At 70.2% G+C, this 23,719-nt stretch carries 24 protein-coding genes and 1 tRNA gene; 7 read left to right on the top strand and 18 right to left on the bottom strand.

Translation table 11 applies throughout. The features are described 5' to 3' along the window. Window positions 1-164 precede the first annotated feature (164 nt). A complete protein-coding gene (locus EFK50_RS15760) occupies window positions 165-1,727 on the bottom strand; it encodes an exonuclease/endonuclease/phosphatase family protein (RefSeq protein ID WP_148046198.1) in 1,563 nt (520 codons plus the stop codon). 75 nt (window positions 1,728-1,802) lie between these two features. Further along, window positions 1,803-2,405 (bottom strand): QsdR family transcriptional regulator, encoded by a 603-nt coding sequence (locus tag EFK50_RS15755; protein WP_123228449.1) that lies wholly within the window; start codon window positions 2,403-2,405, stop codon window positions 1,803-1,805. A 49-nt stretch (window positions 2,406-2,454) separates the two neighbouring features. On the opposite strand from EFK50_RS15755, the gene EFK50_RS15750 reads away from it, so the two are divergent. Together EFK50_RS15750 and EFK50_RS15745 are read left to right on the top strand one after the other, a co-directional pair. Next, window positions 2,455-4,005 carry a hypothetical protein gene (locus tag EFK50_RS15750; protein ID WP_123228448.1) on the top strand — a complete coding sequence of 517 codons (1,551 nt, stop codon included), beginning with the start codon at window positions 2,455-2,457 and terminating at the stop codon, window positions 4,003-4,005. Window positions 4,006-4,072: 67 nt separating this feature from the next. After that, complete coding sequence (locus EFK50_RS15745; RefSeq protein WP_123228447.1) at window positions 4,073-6,103, top strand: ATP-binding protein; 2,031 nt, start codon at window positions 4,073-4,075, stop codon at window positions 6,101-6,103. On the opposite strand, the gene EFK50_RS15740 is transcribed toward EFK50_RS15745, so the two are convergent. From EFK50_RS15740 to EFK50_RS15720, 5 genes are all read right to left on the bottom strand, one after another. Beyond that, window positions 6,100-6,687: a hypothetical protein gene (locus EFK50_RS15740; RefSeq protein ID WP_148046197.1), complete on the bottom strand. Its 588-nt coding sequence runs from the start codon at window positions 6,685-6,687 to the stop codon at window positions 6,100-6,102. The two genes, EFK50_RS15745 and EFK50_RS15740, sit on opposite strands and share 4 nt — an antisense overlap. 104 nt (window positions 6,688-6,791) lie before the next feature. Then, the gene (locus EFK50_RS15735) at window positions 6,792-8,912 is read right to left on the bottom strand and encodes a GDSL-type esterase/lipase family protein (RefSeq protein WP_148046196.1); all 2,121 of its coding nucleotides are present in this window, start codon (window positions 8,910-8,912) and stop codon (window positions 6,792-6,794) included. A 5-nt stretch (window positions 8,913-8,917) separates the two neighbouring features. Then, window positions 8,918-9,634, bottom strand: coding sequence for a hypothetical protein (locus tag EFK50_RS15730; protein WP_123228444.1), 717 nt, complete (start codon window positions 9,632-9,634; stop codon window positions 8,918-8,920). A 135-nt stretch (window positions 9,635-9,769) separates the two neighbouring features. Further along, window positions 9,770-10,069, bottom strand: a complete 300-nt coding sequence (locus tag EFK50_RS15725) for a GroES family chaperonin (protein WP_123228703.1) — start codon at window positions 10,067-10,069, stop codon at window positions 9,770-9,772. Between the two features lie 68 nt (window positions 10,070-10,137). After that, the gene (locus EFK50_RS15720) at window positions 10,138-10,386 is read right to left on the bottom strand and encodes a DUF3618 domain-containing protein (RefSeq protein WP_123228702.1); all 249 of its coding nucleotides are present in this window, start codon (window positions 10,384-10,386) and stop codon (window positions 10,138-10,140) included. Between the two features lie 131 nt (window positions 10,387-10,517). Between EFK50_RS15720 and bcp the strand changes: the two genes are divergently transcribed. Continuing rightward, on the top strand, window positions 10,518-10,988 hold the full coding sequence (gene bcp / locus EFK50_RS15715; protein ID WP_123228443.1) for a thioredoxin-dependent thiol peroxidase: 471 nt from the start codon (window positions 10,518-10,520) through the stop codon (window positions 10,986-10,988). A 20-nt stretch (window positions 10,989-11,008) separates the two neighbouring features. Then, window positions 11,009-11,091 (top strand) — tRNA-Leu (locus EFK50_RS15710). Window position 11,092: 1 nt separating this feature from the next. Here EFK50_RS15710 and EFK50_RS15705 read toward each other — a convergent pair. From EFK50_RS15705 to EFK50_RS15690, 4 genes are all read right to left on the bottom strand, one after another. Then, window positions 11,093-11,725 carry a non-canonical purine NTP pyrophosphatase gene (locus EFK50_RS15705; protein ID WP_123228442.1) on the bottom strand — a complete coding sequence of 211 codons (633 nt, stop codon included), beginning with the start codon at window positions 11,723-11,725 and terminating at the stop codon, window positions 11,093-11,095. Next, window positions 11,722-12,447 (bottom strand): ribonuclease PH, encoded by a 726-nt coding sequence (gene rph, locus EFK50_RS15700; protein WP_123228441.1) that lies wholly within the window; start codon window positions 12,445-12,447, stop codon window positions 11,722-11,724. Before rph ends, EFK50_RS15705 begins: the two co-directional genes overlap by 4 nt. 74 nt (window positions 12,448-12,521) lie before the next feature. Further along, on the bottom strand, window positions 12,522-13,304 hold the full coding sequence (locus EFK50_RS15695) for an ABC-2 transporter permease (protein WP_123228440.1): 783 nt from the start codon (window positions 13,302-13,304) through the stop codon (window positions 12,522-12,524). Further along, window positions 13,301-14,230 carry an ABC transporter ATP-binding protein gene (locus tag EFK50_RS15690; protein WP_123228439.1) on the bottom strand — a complete coding sequence of 310 codons (930 nt, stop codon included), beginning with the start codon at window positions 14,228-14,230 and terminating at the stop codon, window positions 13,301-13,303. Before EFK50_RS15690 ends, EFK50_RS15695 begins: the two co-directional genes overlap by 4 nt. Before the next feature lie 131 nt (window positions 14,231-14,361). Here EFK50_RS15690 and EFK50_RS15685 point away from each other — a divergent pair, with 131 nt between their 5' ends. Both EFK50_RS15685 and EFK50_RS15680 read left to right on the top strand, forming a co-directional pair. After that, window positions 14,362-15,525: a sensor histidine kinase gene (locus tag EFK50_RS15685; protein ID WP_123228438.1), complete on the top strand. Its 1,164-nt coding sequence runs from the start codon at window positions 14,362-14,364 to the stop codon at window positions 15,523-15,525. Next, window positions 15,522-16,172, top strand: a complete 651-nt coding sequence (locus EFK50_RS15680; RefSeq protein WP_123228701.1) for a response regulator — start codon at window positions 15,522-15,524, stop codon at window positions 16,170-16,172. The genes EFK50_RS15685 and EFK50_RS15680 overlap by 4 nt, the downstream gene beginning before the upstream one ends. Before the next feature lie 108 nt (window positions 16,173-16,280). Here the strand turns inward: EFK50_RS15680 and EFK50_RS15675 are convergent, their stop codons facing one another. Genes EFK50_RS15675 through EFK50_RS15665 form a run of 3 tightly spaced genes read right to left on the bottom strand, consistent with a single transcriptional unit; the run spans window position 16,281 to window position 19,131 of the window. Further along, on the bottom strand, window positions 16,281-17,039 hold the full coding sequence (locus EFK50_RS15675; protein WP_123228437.1) for an MBL fold metallo-hydrolase: 759 nt from the start codon (window positions 17,037-17,039) through the stop codon (window positions 16,281-16,283). Further along, the gene (murI, locus tag EFK50_RS15670) at window positions 17,036-17,863 is read right to left on the bottom strand and encodes a glutamate racemase (protein ID WP_123228436.1); all 828 of its coding nucleotides are present in this window, start codon (window positions 17,861-17,863) and stop codon (window positions 17,036-17,038) included. The genes EFK50_RS15675 and murI overlap by 4 nt, the downstream gene beginning before the upstream one ends. 50 nt (window positions 17,864-17,913) lie before the next feature. Next, window positions 17,914-19,131, bottom strand: a complete 1,218-nt coding sequence (locus EFK50_RS15665; RefSeq protein ID WP_246004172.1) for an MFS transporter — start codon at window positions 19,129-19,131, stop codon at window positions 17,914-17,916. 175 nt (window positions 19,132-19,306) lie between these two features. Here EFK50_RS15665 and EFK50_RS15660 point away from each other — a divergent pair, with 175 nt between their 5' ends. After that, the gene (locus EFK50_RS15660) at window positions 19,307-21,625 is read left to right on the top strand and encodes a M6 family metallopeptidase (protein WP_123228435.1); all 2,319 of its coding nucleotides are present in this window, start codon (window positions 19,307-19,309) and stop codon (window positions 21,623-21,625) included. A gap of 105 nt (window positions 21,626-21,730) precedes the next feature. Here EFK50_RS15660 and EFK50_RS15655 read toward each other — a convergent pair whose 3' ends face one another. From EFK50_RS15655 to EFK50_RS15640, 4 genes are read right to left on the bottom strand one after another with little or no spacing between them, the layout of a single operon-like run. Further along, a complete protein-coding gene (locus EFK50_RS15655) occupies window positions 21,731-22,117 on the bottom strand; it encodes a hypothetical protein (protein ID WP_123228434.1) in 387 nt (128 codons plus the stop codon). After that, a complete protein-coding gene (locus EFK50_RS15650) occupies window positions 22,110-22,469 on the bottom strand; it encodes a hypothetical protein (RefSeq protein ID WP_123228433.1) in 360 nt (119 codons plus the stop codon). Before EFK50_RS15650 ends, EFK50_RS15655 begins: the two co-directional genes overlap by 8 nt. After that, window positions 22,466-23,413, bottom strand: coding sequence for a PLP-dependent cysteine synthase family protein (locus EFK50_RS15645; protein ID WP_123228432.1), 948 nt, complete (start codon window positions 23,411-23,413; stop codon window positions 22,466-22,468). Before EFK50_RS15645 ends, EFK50_RS15650 begins: the two co-directional genes overlap by 4 nt. Beyond that, window positions 23,413-23,715, bottom strand: a complete 303-nt coding sequence (locus EFK50_RS15640; RefSeq protein ID WP_123228431.1) for a ubiquitin-like small modifier protein 1 — start codon at window positions 23,713-23,715, stop codon at window positions 23,413-23,415. Before EFK50_RS15640 ends, EFK50_RS15645 begins: the two co-directional genes overlap by 1 nt. Window positions 23,716-23,719 lie beyond the last annotated feature (4 nt).

Below are 23,719 nucleotides of genomic sequence, written 5' to 3'. Positions count from 1 at the left end.
CGCATACGAGAAAACACGGGGATCCCTTCGAGCATTAAACCGTCGATCCAGACTAGGTCGGGCGCGCCCGTACTGCAGCCGTATTCGGAACTGTTGCGTACCGATCCGTACCTCTCGCGCCGTTATGCCGGAGATCGGCCATTTGTGCCCGGATCCGAGGATTTCTAGGAGCTGTACGGGATCACCAGGCGCGCGAAGACCAGGTTGTGGTCGCTCGGCGTGACGTGATCCGTCACGTACCAGTTCGTGACGTTCTCGTAGTACGCGCTGCCGTTGAATCCGCGGAGCAGGATGTAGTCGGCGCGCGGCGAGGAGGGGTAGACGAGCTGGTCCGCGCCGGTGTGCGCGTTGACGGTGTTGTAGTCGATGCCGACCTTCTGGACCGCGGCCATCGCGTCGTAGAACCCGTTCCGGATGTACGTCGGCTGCCCCTCGACGTGCTCCTGGTCGAGCGGGTCGTCGGCGTACGGCTCCCGGACGCCCTGCAGGTCTCCGGAGAGCACCAGCGGCACGCCGACCACGGCGGGTTCGCCGTTGATCTCGCCGAGCAGAGCGACGGCCTCGTCGTGCGCGTCCTTCTTCTGCGCGGCCCGGTCGGCCCCGTCGAGGGTGGTGTGCACCGCCACGACGACGAGGTCCTGGTCCTTGTCCGGGTCACTCGGGGCGACCTGGGAGAAGCGCGCCCACGGGGTCAGGATCGGAACTCCGGGTCCCGGCGCATCGCCCCCGAACTCGCCGCTGGAAACCAGGCTGAACACGTCCGAGCGGTAGAGGATCCGCTGGTCCGGGTCGCCGGCGCTCGCGACCGCCGTCCAGCCGGTGTTGCCGGGAAGCAGGTTCAGGGCGTCCACGATGTCGGTGGCGGTCTGCGCGTGCGCCTCGACCAGGGCGACCACCTGAAGGTCGCGCTGGTCGATGTTGGCGACGATCGAGGCGATCCGGGCGGAGGCCGTCGGCAGGGTCGGCGAGGCCTCGACGTTGTAGTTGCCGAACGAGAACGCGTCCCCGGTGCCCGGGTCGGGAGCCTTCGGGAAGACCCGGATGTACTGCTGGGACGGGATGTCGGTCGGCTTGCAGGCGTTGTTCGCCTGGATCTTCGCGAACACCGGGTTCGCGTAGGCGACGCCCATCATCTTGTCGCCCGGCTCCGGCACGGTCGGCAGCGCCAGGGTGGTGCTCGTCGCGGTCTGCGGCATCCAAGTGCCGGTCGGGCTGTTCACGTACGTCACCGGACCGGGGAACTTGCCGGAGACGGCCGCGTTCCAGACCACCCGGTACCGCGACGCGTAGGCGGTCCGCGGCCAGCTGAACTTCACCCCGTTGGGCACTCCGGTCCCGGTCATCGTGATGGGTCCCGGACGCGTGTTCGTGAACAGGAGCTTCTTCGTGGTCGACCACGCCCCGGCCTTGCGACCGCGGACGGCTCGGACCTGGACGTACGCCGGCACGCACCGGTTGAGGGTCGGTGAGGTCGCGGAGGTGGCCGTGGTGCCGTAGATCTTGGCCTTCGCCAGCTTGGCGGGCGCGGCAGCCCAGCGCACCTGGTAGCGCGCCCGGGCGACGCGCTTCCACCTCACCTTGAGCTTGGAGTTGAACCAGTCCTGACCGGCGGCGGCCAGGCCGCCGACCTTCGGCACCGACGCCGCCTTCGCCTCGGCGGCGGGGATCGCCAGGCCGACGACGAGCGCAGCGAGCAGGGCGAGCACGAGAGGGAGACGAGTGCGCACGGCCATCCTTCGGGAGAGAGGCTCAAATGCTAGGCGGGCACGCGGTCCGGGCGTCGGCGAATCCGGCAATCCGGCTCAGGCGCGCAGCAGCACCCGCACCGCGCGCATCGCCGCGGCGACGTCCGCCTCGCCACCCGCGATGATCCGGGCCCAGCAGTACGTACTGGTCACCGAGACGAGCACCTCCGCAAGCTCGCGCGGGTTCGGTCCGGCAGGGTCCGACCCGTAGCCGGCCAGCGTCAGCCGGTCGGTGGCCCAGTCCCCCAGCGCGACCACCAGCGGAGCGTCCGGCTCGAGCAGGGCGCGGAGCGCGAGGGTCGGTTCGGCGGCCAGGAACCGGCGCAACGGCTGGAACTCGCTGGTCACCTGCATGAACGCGGCGATGGTGTCCAGGGCGTGCTCGGTGTCCCCGGGCTCGGACTGGTCCGCCAGCCACTGCAGCGCCTGCCGGCTCAGGTTCCAGAGCACCTGCCCGACCAGCCGCTCGCGGTCGCCGTACCAGCGGTAGAGGGTGGCGCGACTGACGCCCGCCTCCAGCGCGAGGATCTGCATGTCGATCCGCTGGCCGGCCAGGAACTGCCGTGTCGCCGTCGCCAGGACGATCTCCGGAGTGGTGGCCCCGTCTGCGCCACCGGGGGTCACTCGCAACTCGCGTTGCAGCTGCATGGCCAAGTCCATGGCGCCATCCTAGTTGACGGTGAGACATTCCGTGATTATGTTTCACGCCATGCGCCGACCTCGAGCCACGGCCCTACGCCTCCCTGCGGCGTTGCTGCTCGCCCTGGTGACCGTGACCGCTCCCGCGCTCGCCGGCTCGCGGGCGATCCCGATCCCGTCCGACCCGCGGGACGCCATGCTGCACCCGTTCACCGGAAGCCCCGCGACCGCCCGCCCGCTCCCCCGGCAGAACATCCCCCAGCACCCGTTCATGGCGCGCAACGAGGAGAACAACCTCCACAACGACGCCTACCAGTCCGACACCTACAACCGGCCCGGGCCGCTGGGACGCAATCTCAAGGTCACCAGCACCGCCTTCCTGGCGGACTGCGGTTCGGTCACGTTCGACCGCGCCGGGCGGATCATCACGGTCTGCGTCGGCATCACCGGAGCCACCCTGCGGGTGCTCGACCCGACCACGCTGGCCACCCTGGCGTCGTACAACCTGCCGGCCCGGAAGAACCCGCTGTCGTTCTCGTTCCAGAACTTCTCCGGCGGCGGCTACTTCTACCTCGACAACGCCGACCGCGCGGTGGTTCCCACGTTCAACGGGCACATCCTCACGCTCCGGTACGACGGCGCCAAGCTGGTCAAGGTGCGCGACATCGACGTCTCCGGGGTCGCCCGGGGCTCGGGCATCCAGTCGGCCCTCCCGGACTGGGCCGGCCGGCTCTGGTTCGTCACGGTCTCCGGCAAGGTCGGCATGATCACCACCGCCGGCGTCGTGCGCAGCGTCGCGCTACCGGCCGGCGAGACCATCGCGAACAGCTTCGCGATGGACGAGTCCGGCGGCGTCTTCATCGTCTCCACGCACGCGCTGTACCGGTTCGACGTGACCCGCGGTCGGCCGTCGGTCACCTGGCGCCGGACCTACGACAACGGGTCCCGGATCAAGCCCGGCCAGGTCAGCCAAGGGAGCGGCACCACCCCGACGCTGATCGGCTCCGCCTCGTCGAAGGGCGGCGGCTCGATCGCGATCACCGACAACGCCGACCCGCGGATGAACGTCCTGGTCTTCCGGCGCGGCAAGGCCGGACCGGGGCCGGCGCTCTGCAAGCAGCCGATCTTCGGCGCCGACAAGGGCTCCGACGAGAACAGCCTCGTCTCGGTGCCCGGCGGGCTGATCGCCGAGAACAACTACGGCTACACCGGCCCGCTGCCGAAGAACGTGACCACCCGTTCCCCGGACACCGAGCCGGGCCTCGTCAAGGTCGCCGTCGACTACCGCAACGGTGGCTGCCACATCGCCTGGAACAACACCACCATCCGGATCCCGACCCTGGTCAGCAAGGCCAGCCTCGCGACCGGCCTGCTCTACGCCTACACCCACCCGAGCGCCGCCGAGCTGCCCTGGAAGGGCCTCCCGCTGGCCAACGCGCTCGCCCCCGAGTCCTGGTTCCTGACCGCGGTCGACCTGCGCACCGGACGCCAGGTGTGGTCCCGGCTGGTCGGCACCAACCTCGGGTACAACAACAACTACGCCCCGGTGACCCTCGGCCGGGACGGGGCCGCGTACGTCGGCACGCTGGGCGGTCTGGTCCGGATCGCCGACACCCGCTGATCGATCGGGTCCGGCCCGAGTCGGGCACTACTCTGAGCCCTGGTCCACGTTGCCGAAGGAGGCCGGATTGACCAGGGTTCAGGCACTCCGCCTCGTCGCGCTGCTGGCGGCGATGTTCGGCCTGGGGCTCGGCGCCATCCTCTACGGACCTGAGGGCGGGCACATCGGCTACATGTGGCCGGTCGGGCTGGCAACCGGCGTCCTGATCCTGGTGCCGCGCCGCCTGGTGCCGATCCTGTGCGTCACGATCGCGCTGCTGGCGACCGCGTCGTTCGCGATCGGCGACTTCGACACCAGCATCGCGGCCGGCTTCGGTCTCGGGATCGCTCTGGAGGCACTGGTCACCCAACGGGTCATCACGGTCGGCTGGTCACGGCGGTGGAGCCTCGCCGAGGTGAACGACCTCGGTCGGTACGCGCTCGCCTGCACGGCCGGCGCCCTGGTCGGAGCACTCGTCTTCGCCGGTGTCGCGCAGCTCAACGACTTCGCGGTGCCCTGGCGGATCGGTGTCGCCACCTTCACCACCCACCTCGCCAGCCAGGCCGTCCTGGTGGCGCTCTTCCGCGACCACAAGGGGCCGCGGACGTCGTACGGGGCGACCGAGCGGATACTGGTCTGGTCGGTGACGCTCGGCTACACGGTGGTCGCGTTCATCCCGACCGAGCTCCCGAGTCTCGCGTTCCTGATCATCCCGCTGCTCGGCTGGGTCGCCTTCCGGGCACCGACCCGCGAGTCGCTGCTGCTGCTGGTCGCGGTGGCCAGCATCTCCAGCACGATGAGCAACGAAGGACTCGGACCGTTCTCGGACGGGTACCTGGTCAACCGGCTCGACCCGGAGTTCCGCTACCTCCCGCAGCAGTCCTTCCTGATCGCCTGCGCGATGGTCACGATCCCGTTCTCGATGGCGGTGGCGATGCAGCGGTGGAGCGCTCTGCAGGCCCTGCGCGAGCGCGCCCGCAGCGAGCTCCTGGTCCAGAGCGCCCGCGGCATCGCGATCATCGGCACCGACCGGCTGGGACGGATCAACCTGTTCAGCCCCGGCGCCGTCTCGATCCTCGGGTTCGAGCCGGAGGAGGTCTACGGCCAGTCCACCCGGATGTTCCACACCGAGGCCGAGCTGGCCCGGCACGCCGAGGAGCTCGGCTCCGACCCGACGTACGTCTCGGTCGTCCAGGCGACCGGCCAGCTCCCGCCGGGAACGGCCCGGGTCTGGCAATTCGTGCGCAAGGACGGCATCCCGCGCACGCTCTCCACGATCCTCAGCCCGGTCACCGACGACAACGGGGACTTCATCGGCTACGTCGCCACCGCCGACGACATCACCGACCGCATCGACGCCGAGGCAGCCCTGGAGAAGGCGTTGCGCACCGAGCGCCGGGCGGTCCGGCGGCTGACCGAGATCGACCAGGTCAAGGACGCGTTCGTCTCGTCGGTGAGCCACGAGCTGCGGACGCCGATCACCAACATCGTCGGGTACCTCGAGCTGATGATGGACGGCGTGTACGGCGAGCCGAGCGCCCGGCAGGCCGACGCGATGGCCCGCATCGACATGAACAGCCGGCGGCTGCTGACCCTGATCGACGACCTGCTGACGCTGTCGAGCATGGAGAGCATCGACCACCGGCGGCGGCGCAGTCAGGTCGACCTGGGAGCGGTGGTCCGGCGCGCCGAGGAGATCGTCCGCCCCAGTCTCGACCAGCGCGACCTGCGCCTCGACCTCGAGCTTCCCGCAGAACCGGTCACCGTCGTCGGCGACGCCGGCGAGCTCGAACGGCTGGTGATCAACCTCGCCACCAACGCGGTGAAGTTCACTCCGGACGGCGGTCGGATCGTCGTCCGCCTCCTCCCGGGCACCGGGACCGCCGGCCCGGCCCTGGAGGTCGTGGACACCGGCATCGGCATCCACGCCGAGGACAAGGCGATGCTGTTCACCCGCTTCTTCCGGACCAGTCACGCGCACGAGCTCGGCGTCCCCGGCAGCGGGCTCGGGCTCTCCATCGCCAAGGCGATCGCGGACGTGCACGGAGGGACGATCAGCGCCGAGTCCGTGCACGGAGCCGGGTCGACGTTCCGGGTCGACTTCCCGGAGTCGGCCTAGGCAGGTGGGATGCGGCGCCACCCCGGGCCGGTGAGGAACTTCTTGCGCTGGGCGGGAGTGAGGTCGGCGGGTTCGCCGTCGTCGCCCCGGACCGGGCCGCCCGACGACTCCAGCAGCCGCCATTCCTCGTCCTGGCGCACGACGCCGAAGCGCAGTTGACTCCAGCTGCCTGATCCGGTGGCCTCGGTCGCGTCGTGGGCGAAGACCTCCACGTCGACGCGATGTGGACGTCCCGGATCGCCGTGGGGTGCCGATCTGATCCACATCTCGAGGCTGGTGTCGTAGTGCTGCCCCCACCCGAGCTTTCGGAGCCCGTCGAGCTCCAGGGTCAGGTAGCTACGAAGCTCCGTCGGCATTGCCCGTGCGGCGACCAGCCTCAGCATCTGCTCGGCGGAGAAGCCGGGACGAGAATCCGTGAAGAGATGTGCGACTGCGAGCGCGAACGTCTCAGCCTCCAGCCGACTCGGACCAGCGGCCGCCACCTCCGCGACACGTGCCAGGGACGGCTGGCCTGACAGCGCACCGGGAACCTCATTCGCCGGCGCGGCGGTGGTCAGCGGTGTGAAGGGCGGTCCGTCGGGCATCGTCGTGACCTTGGCAGCGGGTCCACCCTTGGCCTGATCTCCGTCGTTGCTGCACCCGGAGATCAGTACTGCCCCGAGCAGGGCTCCGGCGACGACCCGGCGGTTCATCGGAAGAGTCCGTTCAGAGTGCCCTGGAAGACCTTGGCGTAGCCGGCTTGGCCCAGGTCGTTGGGATGGAACGATTTCGGGCTGATCGGATTGCCATGACCGCCGTAGCCGATCGCGACCCCGTTGATCCAGGGGCGGCCGCTGCAGACGTTGTGACCACGGAAGGCGTCCCGGACACGCTGCCCTACCGACCAGACGCCAGCAGCCTTGGCGGCCGCTGTGATCCGGGCGTTGAGCCGGGAGGCGAGCCGCGCGATCATGTTGCGCTCGTCGGCCGTGAACCTGAGGCAGACGAAGTCCGACGACACGTCACCCGGCTCGACCACCGAGGGATAGCCCCCGACGACGATGTCGGCGAACGGCTGCGCCTTGCGGACCTCACGGTAGACGGTCCGCAACAGCGCCTGGACCCGATCGATCCGCTCGACCAGGTCACGCTCTCTCGAGACGCAGTTCTGTCGAACGCACTCCTCCAACGCACCCACGAACCCGACGTCGTTCCCGCCGATCGTCAGCGTGACCAGTTGCGGCGAGCCGCGACGAGATCCGAACACCTTGTTCATCGTCTTCACCTGCTCGCGCACCCCCGGCACTCGCGCACCTGAGCAGGCCGGGTGCGAGATCAGCGCGCGAGCGACCTTGTTGATGGCGTAGGGCCAGGCGCTCGTGCTCCGCAAGCACCGGTAGTCCGTGTACTGGCGGCGCGACCCGAGACCGGCGGAGTACGAATCCCCCAGGGAGACCTGCACGCTGTGCATCGCCCATCCCCGCATCCGGGTAACCGCACTGGTGCGCCAGGCGCCGCGCAGGAAACCCCGCGCTCCCCGCATCCGGAACTCGTAGCGGCGCCCCTGCTCCAACCCCTGGAAGGTCCACGCGGGCTTCGTCACCGGGTAGGGCAGGTCCTCCCAGACGAGCTTGCCGTTGCTCATCCGCCGCTGGGCGACCAGGTAGGCGTTGGCGTGGGCGGACCGGCTCCAGGTCGTGCTGCCGACCTTGCCGCCGTACAGGGAGTTGCCGCCGGCAGTCACCTTGATCGACTTGATCGGGCCCGGCTTCGGCCCGGTCACCGTCGCGCGGGTCACCGGACCCGCTCTCCCGACGCTCGACCCCTTCACCGGCACCAGGCGGAACTCGTAGCGCCCGCCGGCGGTGAGCTGCTTCGAGACCCAGCCGTTCGCGGCGACGGCGTACGGCATCCGCCGCCAGGCCTCGCGCCTGTCGCGCAAGCGCTGCTCGACATACATCCCGGTGGATCCGGTGGCGGCGCGGTTCCAGGTCAGTGCGACCTGGTCCGCGCCGGGCTCGAGGGTGGCCGCAGGCCCCGGGACCGACCACGACCTGGTCCCCGAGACGTCCGGCCCGGCCGACCCGATGCCGATCCTGGCGAGAGCCTGGGAGACCCGCTGCGCGATCAGCGCCTCGCCCGTCGAGTTGGGGTGGGTGCCGTCCCAGGTGTGGCGGGCGGGATCCCAGCCGTCTCCGGTGCGGGCGGTCACGACCCGCTCGGTTCCGGTGTCGAGGCGGTCCGCCAGCGCCCGCAGACGACTCGCGTAGTCCGCGGCCTGGGCGCGGAGCTGGTACTTCCTGGACCAGGGGTCGTACCTGGTCGGCACCTCCCCGACGACCACGTCGAGTCCGGGCCGGGCGGCGCGTGCCCGGGCGATGTAGGTCCGCACGTTCGCGATCGTCGCCAGCGGCGAGGTCAGGTGGCTGAGGTCGTTGCCGCCCAGCATCACCACCAGGACGTCGGGCTTCGTGCTCCGCACCTGCGCGGCGATGGTGCCGACGCCGCTCCGGTACGAGTCGCCCCAGCCGGCGGCGTGCGCGGTCGCGGGGAAGCCGGCCGCGTAGGAGCGGGACCCGGGACGGCGGTTGACCACGTCGTACAGGTCCGAGCGGGTGCCGACGAAGGAGGAACCGGGAGCCGTCCGGGCGAGCTTCGCCCACAGCCGGTACCGCCAGGTGTAGTCGCCCGCAGAACCCTGAGTGATCGAGTCGCCGGTGATCAGGATCCGGTGGCGGTCCGCGGCCTGCGCAGGTTCGACCGGCCCGAGCGGAGAGACCACCACGGCGATCAGGCAGGTCAGCAGCAGTCCTCGCAGGGAGCGACGCACCGGACTCACCGGCCCGTTCCGCGTGCGAACGCGCGCCAGCCGAGTCCGGCCAGGGTCCTTGCGCGGTCCTCGGCCGTGAAGGTGCGGACGTCGGTCCGGGCCTGCTCCGGCTGCGGCAGCTCGCCCGGCCTGATGCTCACCACCCGCCAGCCCGAGGGGGTCCAGGCGACCACGCCGCCGACCCGCGACCAGCGGCTGGTGCCGGCCACCGTGAGCGGCGCCGCGACCTCCACCATCACCTCGGCGGGCGCCCGGGCGTCGCCCGAGAGGCCGAGCACGCGGTAGGCACCGGACTCGGCAGCGAAGTCGTCACCCGGGACACGCTGCATGCCGGCCAGCAGCTGAGCGTCCGCCGGGTTGACCGAGGCGCCGCCGACCGCACGGACCGCGCCGCTCGGATCGGCTGCCGCGGCCGGCGAGCCGATCAACCACGCGGCGTACCCGGCGAAGGCCGCGACCGCGCCGTCCGGCGTCCGGGTGCGACCCAGGGCGACCTCGGTGGTCAGGTCGCCGACGGCGTCGTCGACGACGACGGTGCCCTGCTGCAGCGGCGCCGCACTCGGCGCCCGCGGACCAGCAGCCGGCACCGATGCACGGGCGTCGCTCCCGGCGCCCGGGAGCCGCAACGCGGCGCCCCCGATCAATCCGATCGCGGTGCTGACGAGCAGCACCGCTCCGACTCCGGCACCGACCCGCCGGTCGCGCTTCCGAACACTCCACATGTCGCCTCCCGAGATGGCCGTCAGGCCGGTCCGTCCAGGCGTCTGCCTGGGTGCCGGGAATTGTGGTCACCCTCGGGGGTGGTCCGGGCGAGGTCGCTCGCGACCTGTGGATAACCTGCCGCCGGAGCGGGGCTGCTAGAGGTAGAGCCCGGTGGGACTGTCGCCCAACCGGTCGGCGGCGACCGCGTGGATGTCGCGTTCGCGGACGACGATGTAGACCTCGCCGTGCACCTCGACCTCGGCCTTGTCGTCGGGATCGAACAGAACCCGGTCCTCGACCTGGACGGCCCGGACCAGCGATCCGACGGCCACGACCTTGCACCAGGACAGCCGCTTGCCGCCCATCTCCGCGGTCGCCGGGATCAGGATGCCGCCGCTGGAGCGACGTTCACCGGCCTCGCGGTCGAGGGCGACCAGGACGCGGTCGTTCAGCATCCGGATCGGGATCTTCTCGGCGTCGACCCCGGTCGACGCGGCAGGCTTGGGTTTGGTCACTGAGGTTGTTACTTGACGATCTTGCGGATCAGCGCGAAGACGACGATGACGCCCGCGACGCCGCCGACGACCTTGATGATGTTGTCCTGGCGCGGCGCACCGTTGGCGTCGACGAAGTAGCCCTTGACCTGGTTGACCTCGCGCTTGGCGATCGTCTTGGGGCTGGTCCGGTAGGCGAGCTGGTCGATCGTCGAGGCCAACCGCTCACGGGTCAGCGCGATGTCGCTCTCGATCGAGCTCAGGTTCTTCTCTGCCACGACCACTCCTCATTGCTCGGACGTCTGCGACGGAACGTTACCGTGTCTGCCATGACCGAACGCAGTGAGGGAATCAATCAGTACAGCCCGGCTCGTGCCTCGGCCGCGCCCGGAGCGAAGCGAGGACGCGGATGAGTCTCAGACTGTCCCCTGGCGACACGGCTCCCGACTTCGACCTGAGCACCGATACCGGAACCGTCCGGCTCAAGGACCTCCGCGGCACGAAGGTGATCGTGTACTTCTACCCGGCGGCGATGACCCCCGGGTGCACCAAGCAGGCCTGCGACTTCACCGAGTCGCTGAACACGCTGGAGAAGGCCGGGTACACGGTCGTCGGCATCTCGCCGGACAAGCCCGAGAAGCTGGCCAAGTTCCGCGAGCGCGACGGGCTGACGATCACGCTCGCCTCCGACCCCGACAAGTCCGTGATGACGTCGTACGGCGCCTTCGGTGAGAAGAAGCTCTACGGGAAGCTCGTCCAGGGAGTCATCCGCTCCACGATCGTGGTGGACGAGAAGGGCAAGGTCGAGCTGGCGCAGTACAACGTCAAGGCGACCGGGCACGTGGGCAAGCTGCGCCGGGATCTCGGGCTGGACGGCTGACGACCTAAACTCGTCGCCGAGCCGGAGTGGTGGAATTTGGTAGACACGCCAGACTTAGGATCTGGTGCCTTCGGGCGTGGGGGTTCAAGTCCCCCCTTCGGCACTCACCCAGCGAGCGCAACCGTCACGATCGGGGCGATCGCCCGCACCGACTTCCCGCGGTGCGAGATCAGGTCCTTCTGCTCGGCGGTCATCTCAGCGCTGGTGAGCTCGCCGTCCTGGTCGTCGGGGACGAAGAGGACGTCGTACCCGAAGCCGCCCTCGCCGCGGAGTTCCCGGATCACCCGGCCGCGCATCACCCCGTCGACGACCTCCTCGCGCACCTGACCGTCGGGTCCGGCGTGCACGAGCGCGACGGCGCAGCGGAACTCCGCCCCACGGCGCTCGTCCGGTACGTCGGCCAGCTGGTCGAGCAGCAGCCGGTTGTTGCGCGCGTCGTCCTTCGGCGGACCCGACCACCGGGCCGAGAGCACCCCGGGCATCCCGTTGAGGGCGTCCACGCAGAGTCCGCTGTCGTCGGCGATCGACGGCAGCCCGGAGACCGCGAAGCCGGCGCGAGCCTTCAGCAGCGCGTTGCCGGCGAAGTCCGGCTCGTCCTCCACCGGTTCGTCGTACGCCGGCACGTCGTCCAGGCCGAGCACCCGCAGCCCCGGCAGCGTCTCACCGAGGATCCGCTCCATCTCGGCGATCTTCTTGGGGTTGCGGGACGCGAGGAAGATTTCGACAGGCTCGATCACCGGGCCGCCCGGAGTGCTTCCTGCTGGAGCCGGGTCAGGTCGGCGCAGCCCTTCTCGGCGAGCGCGAGCAGGGCGTCCAGCTCGGCGCGGTCGAAGGGGGCTCCTTCGGCGGTGCCCTGCACCTCGATGAAGGACCCGGCCCCGTTCATGACGACGTTCATGTCGGTCTCGGCGCGGACGTCTTCCTCGTAGGGGAGGTCGAGCCGCGGGACCCCGTCGATGATGCCGACCGAGACCGCCGCGACCGACCCGGTCAGCGGCTCGCCCGCCAGCGCGCCCTGCGCCTTGAGGTGGGCCACCGCGTCGGCGAGGGCGACGTACGCCCCGGTGATCGCCGCGGTGCGGGTGCCGCCGTCGGCCTGGAGCACGTCGCAGTCCAGCACGATCGTGTTCTCCCCGAGCGCCTGGTAGTCGATCGCGGAGCGCAGCGACCGGCCGATCAGCCGGGAGATCTCGTGGGTGCGGCCGCCGATCTTGCCCTTGACCGACTCGCGGTCCGAGCGGGTGTTCGTCGCGGACGGGAGCATCGCGTACTCGGCGGTCACCCAGCCGAGTCCCGAGCCCTTGCGCCAGCGCGGCACCCCGACCGAGGCCGAGGCGGCGCAGAGCACCTTGGTCCGACCGAACTCGACCAGCACCGATCCGGCGGGGTGGTCCTGCCAGTTGCGGGTGAAGGTGATCTGTCGGAGCTCGTCGTCGGCACGGCCGTCTGCGCGGGTCATGGGAGGAGCGTACTGAGACACGAAGACGCCGGCGCTCTCGGGAGGGAGTGCGCCGGCGTCGTCCGTGGGGGTGCCTACTTCAGCTCGGCCCGGAGCATCCGCCAGGTGCCGACTGCCAGCGGGATGCCGACCCAGATCACCGCGGTGACCCCGAGCTGGGTCCACTCCTGACCGGTCAGGCTCTCGGCGCCGTCGAACAGCGGCGTCTGCGCGGTCCCGAGGTCGAACCAGGCCGCCTTGTCCGCGAACGCCGGCCAGATCCCGCCGATGATGCCGAAGATCGTCGGGAGCGCGAAGTACAGGACGATCGCGGCTGCGCTGTTCAGCAGCACCAGACCGAACCCGAGCCCCTGCAGGATCCCGAGGATCTGGAGCATCCCGAAGGTGCCGAGGTCGAGACTGCTGAAGTCGTCGAACGCCCCGCTGCCGCCCAGGACCAGCGCCGACAACAGCGCCACGACCATGGCGAGCACATACGCGCCGAGGCCGATGACCAGAGCAGCGGCAACCTTCGCCGTCAGAATCCTGCTCCGGTGCGGCTCAAGCGTGAACGTCACCATCGCCGTCCGCTGTCCCCACTCCTGGGTGATCAGCAGGATCGCCATCACCGGGAGGAGGAAGCCCTGCGGAGTGGCCGCGAAGCCCGAGAAGTTCGAGAACGTCTTGTCGGCGTCCTTGGCGAACACGCCAAACAGGACGATGGCAAGCGTGGTGACGATCCCGATGATGGCGAGCAGCCAGAGCCCTGCCCGGGTGTCGTACATCTTGCGCAGCTCGACCCGGATCAGCCGTGACAACGGGACGGCCGGCGTCTGCGACACGTCGAGCGTGTCGGGGAGGGCAGTCGTGGTGCTCATGCGGGGGCTCCTTGCTGGGTGGTACCGGTGGTGCCGACGGGCTCGCGCGCATCGTCGGCGGTGAGCTCGAGGAACAGTTCTTCGAGGCCCGCGCCTTCTGCGGGCTTCAGCTCCATCAGGACGACACCGGCCGCAGCGGCCACACGGCCGACGTCGATCGGGTCGACCTCGGCACGGAATCCGCCGTCGCCGGACGCGCTGGCCTTGATCCCGGCCTCACCGAGGGCTGCCGTCAACTTCTCCGGGGACTCCGCCTTCACGAACGTCCCGGCGGTCTGCAGCAGCTCGGCCTTGGTCCCCTGGGCGACGATCCGGCCGCGGCCGATCAGGACCAGCTCGTCGGCGATCATCTCGACCTCGTGCAGCAGGTGCGAGGACAGCAGCACCGTCCCGCCGCGCTCGGCGTACCCGCGCAACAGGGTGCGCATCCAGTGGATGCCGGCCGGGTCGAGACCATTCGCCGGCTCGTCCAGGATCAGCACCGACGGGTCGCCGATCAGCGCGTTCGCCAGCCCGAGACGCTGACGCATGCCGAGCGAGTAGTTCCGCACCCGTCGTCCGGACTCGTTCTCGGTGAGTCCGACCAGCGTGAGCATCTCGTCGACCCGGGATTCGGGAAGTCCCATGGTCAGGGCGCTGAGCGCGAGCACCTCGCGGCCGGTGCGGCCGGCGTGCTGGGCCGAGGCATCCAGCAGGACGCCGACGTGCCGTCCCGGGTTGGGGATGTCGGCGTAGTTGTGGCCGCCGATGGTCGACGTACCGCGGTCCGGCGGGGTGAGCCCGACCATGATCCGCATGCTGGTGGACTTGCCCGCTCCGTTCGGCCCGAGGAAGCCGGTGACCCGGCCCGCCTCGGCGACGAAGGAGACGTCGTCCACGGCTTTGAAGCCGCCGTAGGTCTTGGAGACACCTTCGAATTTGATCATGGGTCAAGCCTGCCCGATCGCACCTACGACCACATCGGCCCAGAGGCTCGATCCGGGGTAGACGAAAGTAGGGGTCGCCCCGAACCCGTGGGCACTGTCGCGGCGCGCGCCCGCGCCCCTAGTCTCGGATCGTGCTCCAGGCCGTTCCCGAGAACTACAACCAGCCGCTGACCCGATGGGGTCACAGCTGGCGCACCTTCCTCTGCCTGGTCATCTCCGGCGTCGCCTGGGCCAGCGTCGTGGCACGGCAGTGGGAGGACTTCCAGGCGTGGTTCTGGCTCGACCTGGGTGTCGGGCTCGCCTCGTTCGTGCTGGTCAGTTTCCGACGCCGGTGGCCGGTCCCGGTCGCGGCGATCCTGAGCCTGACCGGCCTGGTCTCGATGACGGCCGCCGGGCCGGCCACCCTGGCCGTGGTGTCGCTGGCGACACGGCGCAAGCTCCCGTCGATCATCCTCGTCAGCCTGCTCAGCATCGTCTGCGGCCAGGCGTACACGCACTACCAGCCGGCGTACTCCAGCGAGGACCCGGCGTGGCTGAGCTTCGCCTTCCTGCTGCTCATGACCATCGCCGTCGCCGTCTTCGGGATGTACATCGGGTCCCGGCGCGAGCTGGTCTGGACGCTGCGCGAGCGCGCCCACCAGGCCGAGTCCGAGCAGGAGCTCCGGGTCAGTCAGGCACGCTCCGGCGAGCGGGAGCGGATCGCGCGGGAGATGCACGACGTGCTGGCGCACCGGATCTCCCTGGTCACCATGCACGCCGGCGCGCTCGCCTACCGCACCGACCTGCCGCCCGAGCAGATCCGCGAGACCGCGAAGCTGATCCAGGAGAAGGCGCACGAGGCACTGACCGACCTGCGCCAGGTGCTCGGGGTGCTCCGCGACGACGGCATCGGCGACCGGCCGCAACCGACGCTCTGCGACCTGCCCGCACTCATCGAGGAGGCCGCCGGCAGTGGGATGCGGATCGACTTCGCCAGCGAGATCGAGGACGGTACGCCGCCCAGCGACCAGATCGGCCGGACGATCTACCGGATCGTCCAGGAGGCGCTGACCAACGCCCGCAAGCACGCGGTCGGCAGCCACGTGACGGTGCGGATCGTCGGCGACGAGGAGAGCGGCGTGACGGTCACGATCCGCAACGGCATCCGGGTCGGTTCGCTGGGGATGCCGACCACCCCCGGAGCCGGCCTCGGCCTGGTCGGGGTCCGCGAACGCGCCGCCCTGGCCGGCGGCACCCTGGAGGTCAGCCGCACCGCGGACACCTTCACCCTGAGATGCTGGCTCCCGTGGACATGATTCGGGTACTGATCGTCGATGACGATCCCCTGGTGCGCAGCGGCCTGACGATGATCCTCGGCGGCAGCCCGAACCTCGCGGTCGTCGCCCAGGCGGCCGACGGATCAGCCGGCCTGGACGCGGTGGCGGAGCACCGGCCGGACGTCGTCCTGATCGACATCCGGATGCCGGTGATGGACGGCATCGAGGCCACCAAGGCGCTCGTCGAGCTGGACGACCCGCCGAAGGTGATCGTGCTGACCACCTTCGACGCCGACGACTACGTGCTCCGCGCCCTGGCCGCCGGGGCGAGCGGGTTCCTGCTCAAGGACACCGCGCCCGAGGCCATCGTCGAGGCGATCCACAAGGTGGCCGACGGTGAGCCGATGCTCTCCCCCAGCGTGACCAACACGCTCATCCAGCAGGTCACCACCCAGCACGCTCCCGAGCGGAGCAACGCCGCCCTCGAACGGCTCTCCCGGCTCACCGAGCGCGAGCACGAGGTCGCGCTGGCGGTCGGCCGCGGGCTCAGCAACGCCGAGATCGCCCAGGAGCTCTTCCTGAGCGTGCCCACCGTGAAGGCGCACATCGGCAGGCTGTTCACCAAGCTCGACGTCGAGAACCGGGTGCAGATCGCGTTGTGCGTGCACGACGCGGGGTTGAGCTGAGTCTGCACGGACGTCACCACATCTCGACTGCTCGGTCGCCGAGTTCGTGCCTCACTTCGGCGCTCGCTGCTCGATGACCGACGATCAGATCCGCTGGCGCGTCTCTGATCAGATCTCGTACGTCGTCCCCGGCTCGGCCAGCTCGGTCGGGCCGTCGTACGTGAGGTGCGCCTCGGCCAGCATCACCTGGGCGTCGTGCCACGGCGGGACGTGGGTCAGCACCAGTCGGCGGGCATCGGCCTGGGTGGCCATCACCCCGGCCTCGGCGCCGGTCAGGTGCAGGTCCGGCGGGTTGGCGTGGCCCTCGATGAACGACGCCTCGCAGAGGAAGAAGTCTGCGTCGCGCGCGGTCTCGACCAGCGCGTCGCAGGTCCCGGTGTCGCCGGAGTAGGCCAGCGTGCGGCCGTCGGCCCGGATCCGCAGCCCGTACGCCGGCACCGGGTGCGCGACCTGCCGGGCGGTCACCTCGAACGGCCCGACCTGGAACGTCTCCTCGGGGTACAGGGTGAAGTCGAACTCCTCGTTCATCCCCGGGTCCTCGTCGAGGTCGTACGCCTTGGCCATCCGGCGGTCGGTGTCCACCGGACCCCACACCGGAATCTTCGGCTGGGCGCCGGTCGGGTGGTACTTGCGCAGCACGTAGAAGCCGCAGAGGTCGAGGCAGTGGTCGGCGTGCAGGTGCGAGATCAGCACGGCATCGACGGTGACCGGGTCGATGTACCGGTGCAGCACGCCCAGCGCGCCGCTGCCCAGGTCGAGCAGCACCCGGAAGGTGGCGCCCTCGTGCTCGGTCTCCAGCAGGTAGCAGCTCGCGGGCGAGTCCGGGCCCGGGTAGGAGCCCGAGGCCCCGATCACGGTCAGCCTCACAGGCCCACCACCCGGGAGATGACCGGGGCGCCCCCGGCGAACTGCGCGACGGACTCGAGCTCGGGGCCGAGGAACCGGCGGCCGATCGCGGCGAAGTCGTCCGGCTGGCCGGTGGTCAGGAACCGGTGCACCGGGTCGGTCGCCACGGCGTGCTCGAGGCCGCCCTCGGTGAGCACCCGGTAGACGTCCTTGGCGCACTCCTCGGCACTGCTGACCAGGGTGACGTTGTCGCCCATCACGTAGGAGATCACGCCGGTCAGCAACGGGTAGTGGGTGCAGCCGAGCACCAGGGTGTCGACGTCGGCCGCGACCAGCGGGTCCAGGTACTCGTGCGCGGCGGCCAGCAGCTCCGGTCCCCCGGTCACTCCCTGCTCGACGAACTCCACGAACAGCGGGCAGGCCTGGGTGGTCAGGGTGACCTGGGGCGCTGCGGCGAAGGCGTCGTCGTACGCCTGCGAGTCGGCGGTGGCCCGGGTGGAGATCACTCCGATCCGGCCGCTGCGCGTCGCTGCGACCGCTCGCCGGGTGGCCGGCAGGATCACCTCGACCACCGGGACGTCGTACCGCTCGCGGGCGTCGCGGAGCATCGCCGCGCTGGCGGAGTTGCAGGCGATGACGAGCATCTTCACGCCTTGCTCGACCAGGTGGTCCAGGCACTCCAGCGCGTACTCGCGGACCTCGCCGATCGGCTTGGGGCCGTAGGGCTGGCGAGCAGTGTCTCCGAGGTACAGCACCGACTCGTGCGGCAACTGGTCGATCACCGCGCGGGCCACGGTGAGGCCACCGAAGCCGGAGTCGAAGATGCCAATCGGAGCGTCCGCCACCCCGCAAGGTTAGTGGGCCGGGCGAGAAATGGGCACGACCGCGACCGAAGTCACGTCCCGGCGCGTTGCCCCGCGGATTTCACGCGCAGGCCGATCGCGAAAACGCTCAGTCCGAGCACCGCGAGGCCGGCCCCCACCAGGCTCGGGGAGCGGTAGCCGTGACCGGCCTCGATCACCACCGAGCCGAGCCAGGCGCCGAGCCCGTTGGCGACGTTCAGCGCCGAGTGGTTCAGCGCCGCGCCCAGCATCTGCGCGTCGCCGGCTGCGCTCATCAGCCGGATCTGCAGGTTGATCGCGAGCACCGAGCCGAGCACGCCGATGCCGCCGACCAGGACCCACAGCAGCAGCGGCAGACCGGCGAGGGCGAAGACCAGCAGCAGGGTCAGCACCGAGGCCGCGAAGCCGACCAGCACCGAGCGCACCACGTCCCAGTCGGCCAGCCGGCCCGCCAGCCAGGCTCCGAAGACCGAGCCGATCCCGAACGAGAGCAGGAACCACGGGATCGCCGAGCGGGGCAGGTCGGCGACGTCGGTGACCAGCGGCGCGACGTAGCTGTACATCGCGAAGATCCCGCCGAAGCCGATCATCCCGGCGGACAGCGCGAACAGCACCTGCGGCTTGGTCAGCGCCTGCAGCTCGCCGCGGATCGTGGCATCGGGGTTGCCGTGGCTGCGCGGCACGAACATCAGCAACCCGAGGACCGTGACCACGGTGATCCCCAGCACCGCCCAGTACGCCGACCGCCAGCCGAGGCCCTGCCCGAGCCAGGTGCTCGCCGGCACCCCGGCGACGGTGGCCACCGACAGGCCGAGCATCACGCCGCTGACCGCGCGACCCTTGCGCTCCTCGGGCACCAGCGAGGCGGCGATCAGCGACGCCACCCCGAAGTACGCGCCGTGCGGCAGCCCCGCCAGGAACCGGGCCGCGAGCACCTGCTCGTACCCCTGGGCCAGCGCGGTGACCGCGTTGCCGAGCCCGAGCGCGAGCACCAGCCCGATCGCCAGTCCGCGACGCGGCAGCCGGGCACCGAGCGCGACGATCACCGGGGCGCCGACCACCACGCCGAGCGCGTACGCCGTGATGATGTGCCCGGTCTTCGGGATCGAGGTGTCGATGCCGCGGGCGATCTCGGGGAGCAGGCCCATCGTCACGAACTCGGTGGTGCCGATCGCGAACCCGCCCAGCGCCAGCGCGGTGATCGCCAGGCCGACGTGCGCGCCGTGCACCCGCTCGGTGCCCGCGGCGGGCTTGTTCAGGAGACTCACCACAGGTCAAGCGTTCCGGGGTCGCAATCATTCCGGCAACCCGATTTCCCGCGGGGATCGATGCAGCGCACGAACTGATCGTTGCGCATCCGGGCCCGCGGTGTTTGGATCGATCGGTCAGGGGCGGCTCGGCGCAACCCGTGGAGTCGTCTTGTTATTCGGGTGAAAGAGATGACACATGCCTCGCAGCAAGCGAGCCGCATGGGGAGCTCTGGCAGCTATCGCTGGCCTGCTCTCCACGTCGGCACTGATGAGCACCACGGCGTACGCCGATCGGCAGGACCCGGGAACGGGCTCCGGCGACGCGACCACCGGCGACGTCCGCACCGTCGGACCGGACTACAACGGCGGCAAGCAGCTGAGCCTCACCAAGGGCATGGCCAAGCAGCGGTCCCGCAGCTCCGCCGCGGCGGAAGCCTCCGCGGAGGTCGGTACGTCGAAGACCTGGCTGGCGCTGAACGACGTCACCGGCCAGATCTACCTGAAGAGCTACACGATGCGAGGCCTCGGCGACCACATCCAGGTGTGGGTGGCCGACGACACCAAGTTCCCGGCCGGCGACTGCCGTGACAACCTCGGCCTGAGCGACATCACCGACGCCCAGGTCTCGAGCTTCGTGCACGAGTTCGACACCAACATCTACCCGACCGAGTCGGCCGCCTTCTCGGTGCCGCCGTCGCGCGACGGCACCGGTGGCGCGGACCTGGCCGGCCAGATCGGCCAGCCGGCCGACTACTGGAAGGTCGACGCCGGCCAGTCCGACGACATCGTCGTGCTCGTCGACAACGTGAAGGACGCGAACTACTACGACCCGAGCACCCCGGACGGGCAGACCTACATCGCCGGCTTCTTCTACTCGGTCTTCAACGAGTACGTCGACCGCAACGTGATGACCATCGACGCCTTCGACTGGCTGCACCGCACCGGCGCCACCCCGCCGGACGACAGCGCCACCGCGCCGTACACCGCGTGCACCGCCGACCTGGGCAGCAACCGCCCGCTCGGCCAGTCCAAGCCGCACCTGTACGAGGGCACCTTCGCCCACGAGTACCAGCACCTGCTGGAGTACTACGCCGACGCCGACGAGGAGTCCTGGATCAACGAGGGCCTCTCCGACTGGGCGCAGACGCTGGTCGGCTACGTGGACCCGTCGATCGCCCCGGACAAGCCGGGCGCCGACAGCCACCTGTCCTGCTTCCAGGGCTTCGCCGACCCCGCCTTCGGCGGACCCGAGAACTCGCTCACCGAGTGGCAGGACCAGGGCGGACCGGAGATCCTCTGCGACTACGGTGCGGCGTACTCGTTCATGGAGTACCTGGCCAGCCACTACGGCGAGGCCTTCATGAGCAAGCTGCACACCAACCCGGGCAACGGGCTGGCCGGCCTGGACGCCGTCCTCAAGGCCTCCGCGCCCAAGGTCAAGGGCAAGCCGGGGCCGCACAAGACGGCGATGCAGACGCTGCACGACTGGGCGGCCGCGATGGCGCTCGACTCGGCCGCGCAGCGCAAGCACACCATCCGCGGCGGCGTCTTCAAGTGGCTGACCATCGCGTCGATGAACGCGAAGATCAACTGGGACAACGCGCAGGCCTACAGCACCCCGGGCGCCCCGCCGAACGGTTCGGACTACGTCCGGCTCCGGAAGGCGAACGGCTCCTACCTGGGCGCCAAGGACCTGCGGTCGCTCACCTTCGACGGTGCGTCGACGCTGGCTCCGACGCCGGTGGAGTGGACCGAGAGCGCGACGCCTCCGGACGCCACCACCGACACCACCACCTGCGACAACACCGGTAACGGTGCCGGCCCGGCCGCGCTCTACTCCGGCTGCGGGGAGAACCTGGACCGGTCGATCGTCCGGTCGGTCGCGGTTCCCTCCGGTGGTGCCACCCTCTCCTTCGACGCCCTCTGGGACGCCGAGGACCAGTGGGACTACGGCTTCGTCCAGGTCTCCGCCGACGGCGGCAAGACCTGGCAGAGCCTGGCGACCGCGGACACCACCACCGAGCACGACCCCGGTGCCGTGGCCGCCGTCGTGGAGAACCTGCCCGGCTTCACCGGTGACAGCGGGTCCTGGAAGACCGAGACGGCGGACCTGTCGGCGTACGCCGGCAAGAACGTCCTGGTCGGGTTCCGCTACATCACCGACTCCGGGGTCAACGAGGCCGGCTTCTGGGTGCGCAACATCAAGGTCGGTGCCACCGAGCTGCCGAGCACTCTCGCGGGCTGGCAGACGATCTCGCAGGCGAACCCGACCAAGGTCGCCGGCTACACCGTCCAGCTCGTGGCGTACGACGGCCGCGGCCGGTCCTGGTACACCTCGGTCAAGCTGAACAGCGCGTTCGACGGCAGGCTCAACGCCTTCGACCTGTTCCGCAAGCTCGGCTTCCGGGCGACGACCGTCGGCGCGATCGTGACCCAGGACGACCCGACCGAGAGCGTGACGCAGTACGCGCGCTACCAGCTGAAGGTCAACGGGGTGCTCCAGCCGGGAGGCTAGGCACCGGGCCGGACGTTGAGCTTGTCGAAACGCCTCACCGCGTCTCGACAAGCTCGACGTCCGGGCTACCTCGACGTCCGGGCTCGCTCGACGTTCGGGGGCTACTTACCCGCGCTTGCGCAACAGCCACCACAGGCCGACCACCGGGAGCACCAGCGGCACCCAGCCGTAGCCGGCGCCGAAGTCCGACCAGACGCTGGCCTCGGGGAACTTGTCGGTCCAGACGAGGCTGCTCAGCCCGACCGCGACGACGCCGACCAGCTCGAAGGTGACCGTCGCCAGCGCGATCGTACGGCGGTTCGTGGCGAGCGCCCAGGTGGCGACCACGTAGACGACGGCGGCGATGATCGAGAGCGTGTACGGGAACGGCGCCTCGGTGAACTTGGTGGTCAGCTCGAACGACGCCCGGCCGCTGGCCGCGAACGCGAGCACGCCGTAGACGAAGACCAGCAACCGGCCGAGACCGTTGCGGGTGGTGCCGACCTCAGACATGCCCGGCCCAGATGTCGTGCAGCCGGAGGAAGAGCGCCGGCAGCACCAGGACGGCGACCAGCAGCACCGCGGTGCCGCTCCGGCTCTTCTCCGAGGCCGACCAGACGAAGCCGATCGGCAGGATCACCAGGGCGCCGACCAGGTAGCCGAGGTAGGGGCCGACGGCGACGCCGGGGTGGTCGCCGAACAGCCGGGCCAGCCCCCAGACGAACTGGACGACCAGGCCGATCTCGATCCCGACCAGGCCGAAGAAGCTGATGTTGCCCGGCTGGCGGTTGCGGATGATCTCCACGATCAGCGACAGCGCGGTCAGCCCGCAGAGGATCCCCAGACCCCAGTGCAGATCGCTCATGCCCAGAGCTGGCCTTCGAGCCGCTCCTCGGCCTCGTCGATGGTGCCCTCGTAGGCACCCGTCGACAGGTACTTCCAACCGCCGTCGGCGACCACGAACGCGATGTCGGCGCGCTCCCCCGCCTTCACGGCCTTCGCCGCCTGGCCGAGCGCGGCGTGCAGGATCGCGCCGGTGGAGATGCCGGCGAAGATGCCTTCGGACTCGAGCAGCTCCCGGACCCGGCGGACCGCGTCCCGCGGTCCCACCGAGAACCGGGTGTCGATCAGCGAGGCGTCGTACAGCTCGGGGACGAAGCCCTCGTCGAGGTTGCGCAGGCCGTAGACCAGCTCGCCGTACCGGGGCTCCGCCGCGACGATCCGCACGTCCGGCTTGGCCTTGCGGAAGAAGCGGGAGACGCCCATCAGGGTGCCGGTGGTGCCGAGGCCGGCGACGAAGTGGGTGATCTCCGGGAGGTCGGCGAGGAGCTCCGGGCCGGTGCCCTCCTCGTGCGCCAGCGCGTTGGCGGCGTTGCCGTACTGGTAGAGCATCACCCAGTCGGGGTGCTCGGCGGACATCTGCTTCGCCACCCGGACCGCCTCGTTGGAGCCGCCCGCGGCCGGCGAGGAGTAGATCTCCGCACCCCACATCCGGAGCAGCTGGCGACGCTCCTCGGAGGTGTTCTCCGGCATCACGAAGACGGTCCGGTAGCCCTTGAGCTTGGCGGCCATCGCCAGGCTGATCCCGGTGTTGCCCGAGGTCGGCTCCAGGATCGTGCAGCCCGGACGGAGCAGTCCGTCCTTCTCACCCTGCTCGATCATCTTCAGGGCCGGGCGGTCCTTGATCGATCCGGTCGGGTTGCGGTCCTCGAGCTTGGCCCAGATCCGGACGTCGGGGCTGGGCGAGAGCCGCGGGAGTCCGATCAGCGGAGTCCCGCCGACCGATTCCAGCAGGCTGTCGTAACGCACTAGCGGGCCGCCGGCTCCGCCTGATCGCCGGCTCCGCCGGCAACGGCCGGCAGCACGACGACCTGGTCGCCGTCGGCGACCGCGGTCTCGAGCCCACCGGTGAAGCGGACGTCCTCGTCGTTGACGTAGACGTTCACGAAGCGGCGCAGGTCACCGTTCTCCAGGAGCCGGTCCCGGAGACCCGGGTGGTTCGCCTCGAGATCGTCGATGAGCGCGGACAGGGTGGCGCCGTCGGCGTTCACCGCCTTCTCGCCGCCGGTGTACGTGCGCAGGATCGTGGGGATCCGGACCTCGATGGGCATTGCT

This window comes from Nocardioides marmoriginsengisoli (assembly GCF_003725695.1).
Lineage (GTDB): Bacteria > Actinomycetota > Actinomycetes > Propionibacteriales > Nocardioidaceae > Marmoricola > Marmoricola marmoriginsengisoli.
Note: the sequence above shows the minus strand (reverse complement) of the source record. Positions and strands in the feature narration are given on the sequence as shown.

Coding starts and splice junctions, on each gene's coding strand:
- EFK50_RS15655 (WP_123228434.1), bottom strand. CDS start 22,117: ATGTCTGAGGTCGGCACCACCCGCAACGGTCTCGGCCGGTTGCTGGTC.
- EFK50_RS15660 (WP_123228435.1), top strand. CDS start 19,307: ATGCCTCGCAGCAAGCGAGCCGCATGGGGAGCTCTGGCAGCTATCGCT.
- EFK50_RS15740 (WP_148046197.1), bottom strand. CDS start 6,687: ATGCCCGACGGACCGCCCTTCACACCGCTGACCACCGCCGCGCCGGCG.
- bcp (WP_123228443.1), top strand. CDS start 10,518: ATGAGTCTCAGACTGTCCCCTGGCGACACGGCTCCCGACTTCGACCTG.
- EFK50_RS15725 (WP_123228703.1), bottom strand. CDS start 10,069: ATGCTGAACGACCGCGTCCTGGTCGCCCTCGACCGCGAGGCCGGTGAA.
- rph (WP_123228441.1), bottom strand. CDS start 12,447: ATGACCCGCGCAGACGGCCGTGCCGACGACGAGCTCCGACAGATCACC.
- EFK50_RS15750 (WP_123228448.1), top strand. CDS start 2,455: ATGCGCCGACCTCGAGCCACGGCCCTACGCCTCCCTGCGGCGTTGCTG.
- EFK50_RS15755 (WP_123228449.1), bottom strand. CDS start 2,405: ATGGACTTGGCCATGCAGCTGCAACGCGAGTTGCGAGTGACCCCCGGT.
- EFK50_RS15640 (WP_123228431.1), bottom strand. CDS start 23,715: ATGCCCATCGAGGTCCGGATCCCCACGATCCTGCGCACGTACACCGGC.
- EFK50_RS15680 (WP_123228701.1), top strand. CDS start 15,522: ATGATTCGGGTACTGATCGTCGATGACGATCCCCTGGTGCGCAGCGGC.
- EFK50_RS15730 (WP_123228444.1), bottom strand. CDS start 9,634: ATGTGGAGTGTTCGGAAGCGCGACCGGCGGGTCGGTGCCGGAGTCGGA.
- EFK50_RS15650 (WP_123228433.1), bottom strand. CDS start 22,469: ATGAGCGATCTGCACTGGGGTCTGGGGATCCTCTGCGGGCTGACCGCG.
- EFK50_RS15695 (WP_123228440.1), bottom strand. CDS start 13,304: ATGAGCACCACGACTGCCCTCCCCGACACGCTCGACGTGTCGCAGACG.
- EFK50_RS15690 (WP_123228439.1), bottom strand. CDS start 14,230: ATGATCAAATTCGAAGGTGTCTCCAAGACCTACGGCGGCTTCAAAGCC.